Here is a 14,117-nt window from a genome sequence, read left to right on the forward strand (position 1 = left end):
ATTCAAAAAACCGACTCCCCGGAGGAAATCGGCATATTTGGAATTTCTTCAATTCAAACGTCACGCTGCAGGCAGCTCAGGATGACGGTGATGAAACGACTTTTTCAACAGGATCGGTGTGATGACGGTGGTAATGACCACCACAATTATTATGGGTGCAAAAAGACTTTGATCCAAGAGACCCGCTGCCGCACCCTTGCTGGCTACGATCAGAGCCACTTCACCTCTGGAAACCATTCCTACTCCAATCCTGATGGAATCCTGCATTTTATAGCCCATGAGCCTGGCTCCAAATCCTCCGCCTAATACCTTGGATAAAATGGCGATAACCAAAAGGATCACTGAAAAAATTATCATGGGTGTACTCATGTGTTCAACTGCCACTTTCACCCCAATGCTCGTAAAGAACACGGGAGACAGCAACATGTATGACAAGACCTCAGCTTTTTCGTTCACGTACTTCGCCATACCTGAGTTGGATATGATTATCCCGGCTAAAAAAGCACCTGTAATATCTGCGATTCCAAAATAGTGTTCTGCTATATAGCTAAGTAGCAAGGCAAGAATAAAACCGAAAATCGGGACTCTTCTTTTTCTTCCATAACGCTTGCAGACAAATTTGAAAGCTCTGTTCATAACAAGTCCCACCACGATTGCAAATACGAAAAACAAAGCTATCCTTAAAAGCACTTGAACCACTTGAACTTCCGGAGTCTTAAAAGACATGACCACCGAAAGTATTATGATCCCCAAAATGTCATCGATGATGGCCGCACCCAAAATAGCAGTGCCTGCAGGTGATTTCAGTTTCCCCATTTCTCTCAGTGTTTCCACGCTTATACTAACTGATGTGGCAGTCAGAATAACTCCCATGAACATATTCTCAAGGAACTGGGTATTGTTCATGTCCCATAGATTCCCTTTGAAGACTGCGGTGGCTATAAAGCCTCCTGCCAAGGGTATTAGCACTCCAAAAATCGCTATGATCATAGAAGCCTTTCCCGTCTTCTTCATTTCGTTCATGTCTGTTTCCATGCCTGCAGTAAACATAAGCACGATAACTCCAAGTTCCGCAAAATTGTTTAACAGAACACTTTCTTCGATGATCCCGAAAATCATCGGGCCAAATATTACCCCGGCCAACAGGGCCCCAACTACCTGGGGAAGATCAAACTTTCTAGAGATGAGTCCAAATATTTTGCTGCTCATCAGAATAATCGCCAGATCCAAAAAAAATTCGTAAGATATCATTTCAATCTCCTCCCGGCAATAATTTAAACCGATCTCCGGTTGGGAAATCGGCATATGGAATACTATCAAACTGAAATACATCTGTCAACTTGATTTTTATGCTAATTTTTTAACGCATTGTGCGCTTGTTTATTTTACAAAATAATTATGCTAAACTGTCATGTGTATCTATACTTGAAAAGAAGGTGGCCAATTTATGAAAAAAAACATCCTTTCAAAATCGAATTTACTATATATCGTCACAGTATTGATTTCAATATTTATATTGGCAATTGCCGGCAGGTACGTTTCCGGCACTGCAGAAATTTTCAAAGACGAAACTGATATGGAAATTGCCCGAACTACCGTAAAATCCATAATCGACAGATCCGTGGAAGATTATTCTTACGACGGTGTCACATCGCAATCCATTCAAGTAACTTTCGAATCAGAAGTCATCTCCGGAGATAGAAAAGGCGAAATTTTAACGGCTGTACAAAATCTTGACTACACTCCACCGTACATATATACGAACGAGGTATCCATAGATGACAAAGTGATCCTTATCGATGCAGGACTTGACGTTTCCGAATGGCATTTTGTAGAATACATCCGCACTGATAAACTAATGATACTAGGCGGAATTTTTGTTCTCGCGCTACTGGCTTTCGGCAGAAAAAAAGGACTCAGCACCTTGTTGTCTTTAAGTCTTACATTCGGTGCAGTATTTACCGTACTGATACCTGCTATTCTTGGTGGAAAAAATATTTATCTTTGGGCCATCATGACTTGCCTTTACTCGATATTGGCTACTCTGCTGATTTTGAACGGGTTCAACAAAAAATCCTTTTCCACCATAATTGGTTGCTTCAGCGGTGTGTTGATTGCCGGAGCCATAACTTTGATAATGGATAAAGCACTGGCATTGACAGGGGTGACCGGAGATGAGTCCTTGTATCTGGCATACCTGCCCACCGATGTACCGATAAACCTTAGAGCCATTATTTTTGCTGCCATCATAATCGGTGCGATGGGTGCAATAATGGATGTTGCCATGTCCATATCATCTTCACTTTGGGAACTGCGCGAACACAACCCAAATACGACGGCAAGGACTCTTTTTTCTTCTGGAATGACCATAGGGAGAGATATTATGGGTACCATGGCCAACACTTTGGTGCTTGCTTACATCGGAAGTTCACTGTCGACTGTTCTCCTTTTGGTGGTTTACGATTCGTCCATAATCTTTTTGCTTAACAGGGAAATGATCGTTATAGAAATCCTGCAAGCTCTCGTGGGCAGCATGGGTATCCTGCTCTCTATCCCGATGACTTCTCTGTTCGCATCCTTTATTTACACAAAGGCACTAAAAAAATTGCATTAACTGCTATAAATCAGATTGACCCTAATATTATTGGGTATATAGTAGACACGTAAGGATATTCCATCCATGTCACAGCGTCAGTAACCGGTTAGTTTGACTTCTTCTATTCAGATTTTTTATAAGGGAACGATGACTCAAAGGGTTTATTTGGACGCTTTATCCTTTGATGAGTTAATAGCGAAACCGACCTTTAAGGTTGGTTTTTTTGTTTGAATTCATCCCCCCCTATCGTTGGTGCCGTCCTCCGGGACGGTGCCTTAATATGTTTTTTCTCATTTTATGTTGTTTAATTTAAGCTTTTATCATATAATGAATTTATACATAAGCATATTCTAATATTTGAATATGATTTTTTTGGGTATCAATTCCTTGTATTGCTATATGTTTACAATATAATATAACTTGACAGCGTGTTTTGAATCCAACAAATCAATTACAGAAAGGAAATTATCCATGGATAAAGAAAATATAAAAATCAGTGGCATGACCTGTGCTGCCTGCGCCCAAAGAGTAGAAAAATCTGTGGGCAAGCTGGAAGGAGTTAAAAATGCATCTGTAAATTTTGCAACAGAGAAGCTGACTGTTGAATTCGATGGCCAGGATATCGATCTCGAAAACATAAAAGAAACCATCGAAAAAATCGGTTATGGAGTCATCGAAGATCAAACTTTGAAAAATGCAACGATCCCAATTGCAGGAATGACCTGCGCAGCTTGTTCACAAAGAATAGAAAAAGTTCTTTCAAAAACTCCGGGAATAACCAGTGCCAGCGTTAATTTGGCCTCGGAAAAAGCAGTGGTGGATTATGATCCCCAAATAATAAAGTTGTCAGGCATCAAACAAATAATTGAAAAACTGGGCTACAAGCCTCTCGAAATAGAAAAAAACACAGTGGATGAAGATAAAATTCGAAAAGAAAAGGAAATAAGAACCTTAAAAACCAAGCTAATCATTTCCGCCGTCTTTGCAGTACCTTTGCTTTATCTTGCCATGGGCCCTATGATACCTTTTTTAACATTACCCATACCTTCATTTTTGGATCCCGCAACACATCCATTGGCATTTGCGTTAGCTCAAATATTCCTAACCCTGCCAGTGGTTATAGCTGGACACAAATTTTACACGATAGGATTTAAAGCTTTGGTACAGAGAAGCCCCAACATGGACTCTCTGATTGCAATTGGCACCACATCGGCCATCCTGTACAGCCTGTATTCCACTTACAGGATCTTTAATGGAAATACACATGCTGTCCACGAACTTTACTTTGAAACTGCAGGAGTCATAATTACATTGATCCTGCTTGGAAAAACCCTTGAATCCATATCAAAAGGCAAAACCTCTGACGCCATCAAGAAATTAATGGGTCTTGCTCCAAAGACAGCTCTCATTATTCAAGGCGACAAGGAGGTGGAGGTGCCCATAGATGAAGTTGAAACAGGTGATATAGTGGTGGTAAAACCCGGCGCCAAGATCCCGGTAGATGGTGTGGTGGTAGAAGGTTACACTGCCATTGATGAATCCATGCTGACCGGCGAAAGCATACCCATCGACAAAAAATCCGGCGACAAGGTCTATGCAGCCAGCATAAACAAAAACGGCGTTATCAGGTTCAAAGCCACAAAGATCGGTGGAGATACCGCTCTGGCGCAGATAATCAAGCTGGTCGAAGATGCTCAAGGTTCAAAAGCTCCCATAGCCCAAATGGCGGACATAGTTTCTGGTTATTTTGTTCCTGCAGTAGTCTTGATAGCCTTGCTTTCATTCGGAGCATGGTTGCTAGCCGGAGAAACCCTGGTATTTGCCCTGACGATCTTTATCTCGGTTCTGGTTATCGCATGTCCGTGTGCATTGGGACTTGCAACACCAACTGCGATCATGGTCGGAACTGGAAAAGGAGCAGAATATGGTATACTCATCAAGGGCGGCGAAGCTTTGGAGACCGCTCATAAGATAGACACGATAGTTTTTGACAAGACCGGTACGATCACTGAAGGAAAACCGGAAGTCACTGATATTTTTACAACGACGGGAATCGATGAAGAAAAGCTGCTTCAAGTTACTGCATCTGCTGAAAAAGGATCTGAACATCCTCTTGGAGAAGCCATAGTGCGTCAAGCGGAATCAAATGGTTTGAAAGCATTGAAAACCTCAAATTTCAATGCAATACCCGGACATGGCATAGAAGTTGTAATAGAAAATTCTTCCATTGTGGTGGGAAATAGAAAACTTATGACTGACCGGAAAATTTCTTTAACCTCATTGGAAAATGAATCCGACAGGCTGGCCGGCGAAGGAAAAACGCCTATGTACATTGCAGTTGACGGCAATCTGGCTGGAATCATTGCTGTTGCAGACGTAGTCAAGGAAAGCAGCGCAAAAGCCATTAAAAAGTTGCATGAAATGGGTATAGAGGTAGCCATGATAACAGGCGACAACAAACGAACAGCCGAGGCCATCGCCAGACAGGTTGGAATTGACAGAGTTCTTGCTGAGGTTCTCCCTCAAGACAAATCCAATGAAGTGAAGAAACTTCAAGCGGAAGGCAAAAGAGTTTCAATGGTAGGGGATGGTATCAACGACGCTCCCGCTTTGGTTCAAGCTGATATCGGCATAGCTATAGGGTCAGGTACCGATGTAGCCATGGAATCAGCAGATATCGTTTTGATGCGAAGTGATTTAATGGATGTACCGACTGCGATACAGCTTAGCAAAAGCACTATTCGAAACATCACACAAAACCTGTTTTGGGCTTTTGGCTACAACGTTGCCGGAATACCATTGGCAGCAGGTTTACTCCACATATTTGGGGGGCCACTTTTGAATCCGATGTTCGCAGCAGCAGCAATGTCCCTAAGCTCTGTATCTGTTTTGACCAATGCATTGAGATTGAAAAGATTCAAACCATATAAATAATTTATCTTTGAAGGAGGAATTCAAGTGAATAAAACAGTTATTAAAGTAGAAGGCATGTCATGTTCCCATTGCGTTAATTCCGTTGAGACTGCTGTGGGAGCAATCGACGGCGTTTCTGGGGTCGCTGTTGACCTTGAAGGCAAAACCGTTACAGTGGATCACGACTCAAGTGTCACTTTAGACAATCTGAAGGATGCAATTGAAGGTCAAGGTTACGACGTAGTCGATTGAAAAAAAGGCAGAGGAATAATTAAATCCCTCTGCCTTTTTACTTTGATTTTAAAAAATCACTGCCCTGTAGGTAATAGCATACCAGATAAACACCAAAACTGCAGGTATGATAAACAACACATATGCTAGCGGTCGTACTTCAAGTTTGCTTGATTCTTGCCCTTGATTCTCCGTTCCCATCGCCTTTGATCTTTTTATGGCCTCAGTTCCCATAAAAGAAGCGATGGCGATTATGGCCAAACTGCCGTACAAGATAATTTCATTATGTCCAAAAAAATATGAGGCAATCAATACTACTAATTCCGCACCAAGTCCTATAAGAAAAAATTTACCCAATATACCAACCGCCATTCCAGTTTATTTATTTCACAGCTTTCAGTTTACCACCTTGAAACGAAGGTTTCAATCGATTTTATGAAAATGGCATCTAAAAAAAGGCCGCTTCATAGAGAAGGGCCTTTGATCCTGACTTAATTATTCTGTTACAAGTTGAAGCTCAACGGGGATATACTCGTCAACAGATTCTCCTGCAAGAATCTTCATTGCTGTATCTACTCCCATGCCGCCGATCTCTTTAGGCAACTGTTGTACTGTTGCAGCCATTTCACCTGCTTGAACTGATGTTACCGCATCTTCAGTTGCATCAAAACCAACTACCAATATTTCTCTGCCGGAAGCTTTTATCGCTTCCAATGCTCCCAAAGCCATTTCATCGTTATGAGCAAAAACCGCATCTATTTCAGCTTGAGCCTGCAGAATATTTTCCATAACTGAAAGTCCTTCTGCTCTGTCAAAGTTAGCTGTTTGTTTTGCAACAACTTCTATTTCAGTTCCTTCAAGGGCTGAATTGAATCCTTCGCCTCTTTCTCTCGCTGCCGATGCTCCAGGTATGCCTTCTAATTCAACAACTTTTCCTGTTCCCCCAAGTTGCGCTACTATGAAATCTCCGGCCATCTTTCCACCTGCTACATTGTCGGAGGCGATGTGAGCTTCGACCTCACCTGAATTTGCAGATCTATCCAAGGTGACCACCGGAATACCTGCTCCATTTGCCGCTGCAACTGCGCTACCTACTGCATCAGAGTCTGTAGGATTGATCATGATAAGATCCACGCCCTGCGTTATCAAGTCTTCAACATTCGACAACTCTGTAGCAGCATCATCCTGGGAGTCAAGAATTATAAGTTCTGCTCCCAACTCTGTAGCTTTCGCTTGAGCTCCGTCTCTCAAATCTACAAAAAACGGATTGTTAAGAGTAGATACTACCAAACCGATTTTTTTAGCTGTGTCTTCACCGTTGCCGTCACCGTTGTCTCCGTTGTCTCCTTCGTCACCATTGCCACCGCAACCGAAAATACTGACAGTCAACAATAGAACCAACAACAACACCAATGCTTTTTTCATTTTTTTCACTTTTCTTCTCCTCTTTCCTTAAAATTTATCTTTAACCTTAAAGGTCAAATTCATTATCTGGAAGTTCTTTGTTTCCTGTCTAAAAGCACCGCTATCAGTATGACGATGCCTTTTGCCACCCCTTGATAATAAGAAGACACCTGCAGCAGATTCAATGCATTGTTAAGAATTCCAATTATCAAAGCACCTATAGCGGTACCAAAGATAGTACCAATGCCACCTGCCATACTGGTACCACCTATGACAACTGCCGCTATTGCATCCAGTTCATATCCAGAACCTGCAGTAGGCTGGGCAGAACCTAATCTGGAAGTAACGATTATTCCAGCCAACGCCGACAGAAACCCTGATATTCCGTATACAAAAATCTTCACATTATCAGTCTTGATCCCCGAATACATGGTTGCTTCTTCATTTGATCCCAAAGCATAAGTGTATCTGCCTATTTTCATATGTCTGAGTATGTAGTAGGCGATCACAAATACGAACAACATGATGTAAACAGGTATGGGTATGCCCAGAAAATAACCTGTGCCGATTTTTGAATATACTGCTGAAGTTTCAGATCCAAAAATACTTATTGGTTTGCCTTGGGTATACACCAGGGTGAACCCTCTAAGAAGTGTCATGGTTCCCAAAGTAGCTATAAAGGGCTGCAGCCTTCCTTTACTTATGAACAAGCCGTTTACCATTCCCATTCCAAGACCCAGCATCAAGGTCAAAAGAATCACTAAAAATATGTTCATACCCGAGGCAACCATCTTTGCTGAAACGGCTCCACATATGGCTAAGACAGATCCAACGGAAAGGTCTATGCCTCCGATCAAAATTGCGAAAGTAAGACCTGTGGCTATTACAGCATTGATGGAAGTTTGTCTAAGTACCGTTAGAGCGTTTGACCAAGTCAAAAACCTGTCGTTCATGATAGACATGGCTACGATCAGGATCAAAAGTACTATAACAGGTTTGTTTTGGGAGAGTATGCTCTTCCAGTCCCTTCCCTTTAAAGATAGTTTTTTCATTCAGCTCACTTCCTTTCCGACGGCCAAGCTCATGATTTTTTCCTGATCGGCATTTTTTATATCCAAAGTCCCGGTCACCATGCCTTCGTGCATGACCATGACCCGATCGCTGATGCCAAGTATCTCAGGTATTTCCGACGAAATCATTAATATGCTCATGCCACTTTCTTTGTATTTGTTTATAAGTTCATAAATTTCTTTTTTGGCACCCACATCCACTCCTCTGGTTGGTTCGTCCAAAATCAAAATCTTTGGATTTGTGTTCAAATTTTTGGCAAGTGCCACCTTTTGTTGATTGCCGCCACTTAAAAATTTAAGTAATTGCTTGGTTCCTGCCGCTTTTATAGACATGCTTTTTACGTAGCTGTCAGTAGACTTTTCTTCTTCACTTTTATTTATTTTCCCAATTTTGCCCACATATTGATCCAATGATGCCAGTGTGACATTTTCAACAATATTGAGCCCTAAAACGATCCCATTGGATTTTCGATCCTCTGACACGTATGCAATTCCTTCTTTGATAGCATCCTTGGGGCTTTTTATGACAACTGGTTTGCCCTTCATCAGAATTTCTCCTTTATCCAGAGGATATACTCCGTAAATGGATCTTGCCATTTCCGTTCTGCCTGCTCCTACCAGACCTGCAACTCCCAGTATTTCTCCTTCTTTGAGTTCAAAAGATATATCCTTTACAAACTTATTCGACAGGTTCTTTACTTCAAGGACCGTATGCCCAAGAATAGTATTGACTCGTGGATATTGCTCGCTTAATTTTCTTCCCACCATCATTTCTATGATTTTGTCTTCATCCAGTTCATCGATAGTTTTTTCTCCAACAAGTGTTCCGTCTCTTAGGACCGTTACATAGTCACATATTTGAAAAATCTCATTCAATCTGTGTGAAATATATACTATGCTGTGTCCCTGACTTCTAAGTTCGTTGACCACTTCAAACAATTTTTCAGTTTCTGATATAGTCAGTGCTCCAGTTGGCTCATCCATTATTATAACTTTTGCATTCAAGGATAATGCTTTTGCGATTTCTATAAGTTGTTGTTTGCCAACGCTGAGATTTTTCACCAATTCTTTTGGACTTTCGTTCAGCCCCAGTTTATCCAACCACTGTTTGGATTCATCATAAAGCTGTTTCCACTTGATTTTTCCACTCTTTCCAACCGGCTCTCTTCCAAGAAAAATATTCTCACTTATGGATAGATCTTGAACCAAGTTCAACTCTTGATGGATTATGGCAACTCCCATATCTTGAGATTCTTTGGTAGTTGTAAAGTTTACTTCTTTACCTTCAAGATAAATATCACCTGAAGTCTTGAGATATACACCGGTCAAAATCTTCATCAATGTCGACTTTCCCGCCCCGTTTTCTCCTACCAGCGCCATGATTTTACCTTTGTATATGTTAAAATCCACATTGTCCAGGACTCTAACTCCGGAAAATTCCTTTACTATATTTTTCATGGATACGATTTTTTCATCCACAGCTATACCCCCTATTACTGTCACATATCAAAATACCACTCCAGATACCAAGATAACGTTTGCATATGGAGTGAATTCTCCAGTTCTTATCACCGCCATGGACCCTTCAGTCATTTTCTTGAATTCTTCATGTGTTACGTATCTTATTTCAACTTCAGGTTCCAATTCACCAAGTAATCTGAGGATCTCGTCATGAAGAGTGATGCTGTTTTCTTTGATCTCTTCAGCCATGATCACCTCTTCTACCTTTTGTTCACTCAAAACTCCTTTTAAGACATCCAAAAATTGCGGCACACCCTTGGAAACAGCCAAGTCGATTCTTTCTACCCATTCCGGTATGGGCAGCCCTGCATCGCATATGGCCAAATTGTCCTTGTGACCCATTCTGGATATCAAAGAAGAAATATTCGAATTCAAAAGATAACTTTTTTTCATTTTCAATCCTCCAATATAGACATTTTTTCATACCACTGATCAAAATTTTCTACTTCATTCAAGTACGGCAAAGATGTTTGAGCTCCAGCTTTCGAAACTGTCATAGCTCCTACTTTCATGGCAAATTTTAAAGCCTCTTCCATTGTTTTCCCTTCATCAAGGGCAACCCCAATGGCACCATTAAAACTGTCTCCGGCTGCAGTCGTATCTACCACCTTTACTTTGTAGGCAGGCATCACACTTATATTTTCCTTGGTAATGTGCATGCATCCTTGTCCTCCAAGGGTTACTATCATCTCCTTTACGCCTTTTTCCATAAGTTTTTCTGCCGCAATTTGGATGTCGTCAAGATTATCCGTTGGCAAACCGCTGAGTATTTCCAATTCGGTCTCATTAGGTGTTAAGATATCTGTCAGGGATAGTATCTCCTCGTCCAGCTCTCTGGCTGGGGCCGGATTCAAAATCGTGATTGCACCAAAATCCTTTGCCATTTTCAGTGCTTTTCTTACGGTTTCCAAAGGTGTTTCCAGCTGTACGATCATTACGTTGGTTTTTTTAAAGCATTCTTCCATATTTTCAATGTCTTCGGGTGTTAACCCGTAATTTGCGCCGGGAGCTACCGCTATAGCATTGTTACCCTTTTCTTCTACAATTATCGCAGCTACACCAGTAGAATAATCGTCTTTTTCCAAAACTCTTTGAACATCTACGCCATCTGATTCAAGGGATCTCTTCAATTGTTCACCCATGGAATCTTTGCCTACCGCTCCTATCATTGTTACGTCAGCTTTGAGTTTTGCGGCAGCATCTGCCTGATTTGCTCCCTTGCCTCCGGGTATCTGTTTGAATGATGTCCCCAATACGGTTTCTCCCGGCCTTGGGATAGTAGGGGCAGTGATAACCAAATCCATGTTAAGGCTTCCAACCACAGTAATCATTTTATTTCTCCTCTCAGCTTGATTTTCTAACAACAAGTTCAGTTTCCAGAATGATTTTTGACTCCGTATTTTTTTCATTGCCCTCGATGGCTCTTATTAGCATTTGTGCAGCTTTATGACCCATTTCATAATTAGGCTGCTTTATAGTTGTAAGTTCCGGTTCTACCAAGGAAGCCATGTAGATATCGTCAAATCCCATGATCCCGATATCTTCGGGTATTCTTTTCCCAAATTCCTTGAGCTTTTTCATTGCACCAATGGCAATGAGATCATTGCCACAAAATATAGCATCAAAATCCACACCCTCTTCAAAAAGCAAAGTTACTGCTTCCATACCCCAAAGGCTTCTATACTCCCCGACTTTTATGTACTTTTCCTCGAATTCGATGCCATTGTCTTCAAGTGCCTTCCTGTAGCCCTTCAACCTGTCCTTTGCAGTCTGAGTATTTAAAGATCCTGCTATATATGTTATCTTCCTGTAACCCTTTTCTATCAAATGGATCACTCCTTTATAGGAAGCTTCCCCATTGTCTATCAGGACCTTGCCTTTAACGTTGTCTGAATCGTAGTCCCTATCGATTAGGATTATAGGGACCCTGCAACGCTCAAGACCTGAGTTGGTGTTGTTTCTATCTGCAGAATGAGTGAATATTATGCCATCCACCATTTTTTCTGTCAGAATTTCAATATATCTGTCTTCCTGTTCCAAGTTGTCATCCGTGTTGCAGATTATAATGCTGTAACCGGATTCTCTAGCTTTGTCTTCAGCCCCTCTGGCTATCTCAGGAAAAAATGGATTAACAATATCAGGTAAAATCAATCCCAGTGTTTTAGTTCTTTTTGTCACCAGGCTTCTTGCCATGGAATTGGGTATATAGTTATGCAACTTTGCAATATTCATGACCCTGTCCCTGGTTCCTTGTGATATGTTCTTGTCTTTGTTATTAAAAATCATGGATACAGTAGCTATTGAAACTCCTGCTTCCTTTGCAATATCTTTGATAGTAACAGATTTTTTTTTCATGTCAGCCTCGCACTCCAATTCAAGTTAAACGTTTAACCAATTTCATTATACAACACATTTTTAATAATTTCCATACTTCTTTCAATTTTTTGTTTATATTTAAAAACTTCTCCTCTCAAAAAAAAGATCGACTTTCGTCGATCTCAATTCAATTCCGCTTGTCCGGTATATAACTGATAATATCTGCCTCTTTGTTCCAGAAGATCTTCGTGGGATCCCCTTTCTATGATCCTTCCGTCCTCTAAAACCAAAATGGCTTTTGCATTTCTTATTGTGGACAATCTGTGTGCAATGACGAAAACCGTCCTTCCTTCCATCAACTTGTCCATTCCTTTTTCTATGAGCTTTTCCGTTCTTGTGTCAATTGAACTTGTGGCTTCATCCAAAATCAAAACAGGCGGATCTGCTACAGCTGCCCTGGCTATTGAAATAAGCTGTCTTTGGCCTTGTGACAAGTTGGCACCATCCCCTGAAAGCATTGTTTCGTAGCCGTATGGAAGATGCTTGATAAATTCATGTGCATTGGCCAGCTTTGCCGCTTGAACCACTTCTTCATCAGAGGCATCCAATTTGCCATATCTGATGTTGTCTGCAACGGTACCTGTAAATAGATGGATGTCCTGAAGAACAATGCCTAAAGACCTTCTCAACGATTCCTTTGATATTTCTCTTACATCGATTCCATCATATGTTATCTTGCCCGATTGGATCTCATAGAATCTGTTTATCAAGTTGGTTATGGTAGTCTTTCCCGCTCCCGTGGATCCTACAAATGCGATCTTTTCACCTGGTTTGGCAAACAAGCTTACATTCTTCAGCACCGGTTTCCCTTCGATATATGAAAAGTCCACATTTTCAAGCTTTACATCACCCTTTAGCGGAACCAGATCTTCCTCTACATATTCCAACTTTACTTTCCATGCCCAGCATTCTGTATTCTCTTGAGTTTCGCAGGCGAATCCGGATTTTTCATCGGTAACTTTTACCAAAGTTATCTTTCCTTTATCAACTTCGTCATTTTTTTCCATTATGTCAAATATCCTCTCTGCTCCGGCCAATGCATTTAAAATCATGTTGGCTTGCTGTGACACGTGGTTTATTGGCATTGATACTTGCCTTGTATATTGAAGATAAGACACGAGGGTTCCTATATCCAAAATTCCCAAAATGGTCAATATCCCTCCCACTGAACTGGTCACTGCGTAATTGAGATAAGCCATATTCCCCAAAACCGGCATTACCAATCCTGCAAAAGTTTGTGCATTTGTTGCCGCCTTTCTAAGTTCCTCATTTCTAGAATTGAACTCTTCGATAGCCTTCTCTTCATAGCAAAAAACTTTTATGTCTTTTTGCCCTTCTATCATCTCTTCGATGTATCCGTTGACGTATCCCAGTTTTGCCTGCTGCATCGAAAAATAATGTTTGCTTTTTTTAGCGATGATTTTAGATAAAAAGAAAATAAGAAACAACATGACCGCCGTAACCAATATCATTAAAGGGCTGAGAACTATCATCATAATAATTACACCCGTGAACGTTATGACGCTGCTGATAATACCTGCCAATGAATTATTCAGAGCCTGACTAATAGTGTCTATGTCGTTGGTATATCGGCTCATCAAGTCTCCATGTGTGTTGCTGTCAAAAAATTTGAGTGGCAGTCCCTGCATCTTGTCAAACATGTCTTTTCTCAAATCAAAAACCGTACTTTGAGAGATGTGTACCATTATCCTTGCATAGGCAAACGAAGCTCCTGCGCCCAGCGAATATATGGCTGCAAGTAAAAGGAGCATCTTAGCCATGCCAGAAAAATCACCGGGAATTATGTACTTGTTTATCAGAGGTTTGAGAAAATACGAACCGGCGATCATGGATACCGAACTCAACAAGATGAATATTACAGTCAGGATCAAAAGACCGTTGTATTTTGAAAGATATTTTCCAAGTTTTCTTAAAGTGCTTTTCATATCTTTTGGTTTATTAAACCCCATTCTTCTTCCAGGGCCGTGTCCCATGGGCGAACTCAT

Annotated in this window: 12 protein-coding genes and 1 riboswitch; of the genes, 3 read left to right on the top strand and 9 right to left on the bottom strand. The window is 41.0% G+C overall.

Annotation, left to right across the window (positions count from 1 at the left end):
• Positions 1 to 60: 60 nt before the first annotated feature.
• Complete coding sequence (locus IWB18_RS00330; protein WP_195681593.1) at positions 61 to 1,251, bottom strand: cation:proton antiporter; 1,191 nt, start codon at positions 1,249 to 1,251, stop codon at positions 61 to 63.
• A gap of 196 nt (positions 1,252 to 1,447) precedes the next feature.
• On the opposite strand from IWB18_RS00330, the gene IWB18_RS00335 reads away from it, so the two are divergent.
• The 3 genes from IWB18_RS00335 to IWB18_RS00345 all read left to right on the top strand — a co-directional run bounded on the left by IWB18_RS00335 (position 1,448) and on the right by IWB18_RS00345 (position 5,761).
• Complete coding sequence (locus IWB18_RS00335) at positions 1,448 to 2,614, top strand: YibE/F family protein (protein WP_195681594.1); 1,167 nt, start codon at positions 1,448 to 1,450, stop codon at positions 2,612 to 2,614.
• A gap of 113 nt (positions 2,615 to 2,727) precedes the next feature.
• A riboswitch (cyclic di-GMP riboswitch) is annotated at positions 2,728 to 2,811 on the top strand.
• A 256-nt stretch (positions 2,812 to 3,067) separates the two neighbouring features.
• Complete coding sequence (locus tag IWB18_RS00340) at positions 3,068 to 5,530, top strand: heavy metal translocating P-type ATPase (protein WP_195681595.1); 2,463 nt, start codon at positions 3,068 to 3,070, stop codon at positions 5,528 to 5,530.
• A gap of 24 nt (positions 5,531 to 5,554) precedes the next feature.
• Entirely contained in the window at positions 5,555 to 5,761 is a 207-nt protein-coding gene (locus IWB18_RS00345) for a copper ion binding protein (protein ID WP_195681596.1), read from the top strand.
• 48 nt (positions 5,762 to 5,809) lie between these two features.
• On the opposite strand, the gene IWB18_RS00350 is transcribed toward IWB18_RS00345, so the two are convergent.
• The 8 genes from IWB18_RS00350 to IWB18_RS00385 all read right to left on the bottom strand — a co-directional run bounded on the left by IWB18_RS00350 (position 5,810) and on the right by IWB18_RS00385 (position 14,105).
• Positions 5,810 to 6,112: a hypothetical protein gene (locus IWB18_RS00350; RefSeq protein ID WP_195681597.1), complete on the bottom strand. Its 303-nt coding sequence runs from the start codon at positions 6,110 to 6,112 to the stop codon at positions 5,810 to 5,812.
• Between the two features lie 123 nt (positions 6,113 to 6,235).
• Positions 6,236 to 7,165: a ribose ABC transporter substrate-binding protein RbsB gene (gene rbsB, locus IWB18_RS00355; protein ID WP_195681715.1), complete on the bottom strand. Its 930-nt coding sequence runs from the start codon at positions 7,163 to 7,165 to the stop codon at positions 6,236 to 6,238.
• A gap of 62 nt (positions 7,166 to 7,227) precedes the next feature.
• On the bottom strand, positions 7,228 to 8,196 hold the full coding sequence (rbsC, locus tag IWB18_RS00360; RefSeq protein WP_195681598.1) for a ribose ABC transporter permease: 969 nt from the start codon (positions 8,194 to 8,196) through the stop codon (positions 7,228 to 7,230).
• Positions 8,197 to 9,672 (bottom strand): sugar ABC transporter ATP-binding protein, encoded by a 1,476-nt coding sequence (locus tag IWB18_RS00365; protein WP_195681716.1) that lies wholly within the window; start codon positions 9,670 to 9,672, stop codon positions 8,197 to 8,199.
• Positions 9,673 to 9,720: 48 nt separating this feature from the next.
• Positions 9,721 to 10,128, bottom strand: coding sequence for a D-ribose pyranase (gene rbsD / locus IWB18_RS00370; protein WP_195681599.1), 408 nt, complete (start codon positions 10,126 to 10,128; stop codon positions 9,721 to 9,723).
• A 2-nt stretch (positions 10,129 to 10,130) separates the two neighbouring features.
• Positions 10,131 to 11,066, bottom strand: a complete 936-nt coding sequence (gene rbsK / locus IWB18_RS00375) for a ribokinase (protein WP_195681600.1) — start codon at positions 11,064 to 11,066, stop codon at positions 10,131 to 10,133.
• 13 nt (positions 11,067 to 11,079) lie between these two features.
• Positions 11,080 to 12,090: a LacI family DNA-binding transcriptional regulator gene (locus IWB18_RS00380; protein WP_195681601.1), complete on the bottom strand. Its 1,011-nt coding sequence runs from the start codon at positions 12,088 to 12,090 to the stop codon at positions 11,080 to 11,082.
• 143 nt (positions 12,091 to 12,233) lie between these two features.
• On the bottom strand, positions 12,234 to 14,105 hold the full coding sequence (locus tag IWB18_RS00385) for an ABC transporter ATP-binding protein (protein WP_195681717.1): 1,872 nt from the start codon (positions 14,103 to 14,105) through the stop codon (positions 12,234 to 12,236).
• Between the last annotated feature and the right edge of the window lie 12 nt (positions 14,106 to 14,117).

The organism is Alkalibacter mobilis (assembly GCF_015594845.1).
Lineage (GTDB): Bacteria > Bacillota > Clostridia > Eubacteriales > Alkalibacteraceae > Alkalibacter > Alkalibacter mobilis.

Coding starts and splice junctions, on each gene's coding strand:
- IWB18_RS00330 (WP_195681593.1), bottom strand. CDS start 1,251: ATGATATCTTACGAATTTTTTTTGGATCTGGCGATTATTCTGATGAGC.
- IWB18_RS00335 (WP_195681594.1), top strand. CDS start 1,448: ATGAAAAAAAACATCCTTTCAAAATCGAATTTACTATATATCGTCACA.
- IWB18_RS00340 (WP_195681595.1), top strand. CDS start 3,068: ATGGATAAAGAAAATATAAAAATCAGTGGCATGACCTGTGCTGCCTGC.
- IWB18_RS00350 (WP_195681597.1), bottom strand. CDS start 6,112: ATGGCGGTTGGTATATTGGGTAAATTTTTTCTTATAGGACTTGGTGCG.
- rbsB (WP_195681715.1), bottom strand. CDS start 7,165: ATGAAAAAAGCATTGGTGTTGTTGTTGGTTCTATTGTTGACTGTCAGT.
- rbsC (WP_195681598.1), bottom strand. CDS start 8,196: ATGAAAAAACTATCTTTAAAGGGAAGGGACTGGAAGAGCATACTCTCC.
- IWB18_RS00365 (WP_195681716.1), bottom strand. CDS start 9,672: ATGAAAAATATAGTAAAGGAATTTTCCGGAGTTAGAGTCCTGGACAAT.
- rbsD (WP_195681599.1), bottom strand. CDS start 10,128: ATGAAAAAAAGTTATCTTTTGAATTCGAATATTTCTTCTTTGATATCC.
- rbsK (WP_195681600.1), bottom strand. CDS start 11,066: ATGATTACTGTGGTTGGAAGCCTTAACATGGATTTGGTTATCACTGCC.
- IWB18_RS00380 (WP_195681601.1), bottom strand. CDS start 12,090: ATGAAAAAAAAATCTGTTACTATCAAAGATATTGCAAAGGAAGCAGGA.
- IWB18_RS00385 (WP_195681717.1), bottom strand. CDS start 14,105: ATGGGACACGGCCCTGGAAGAAGAATGGGGTTTAATAAACCAAAAGAT.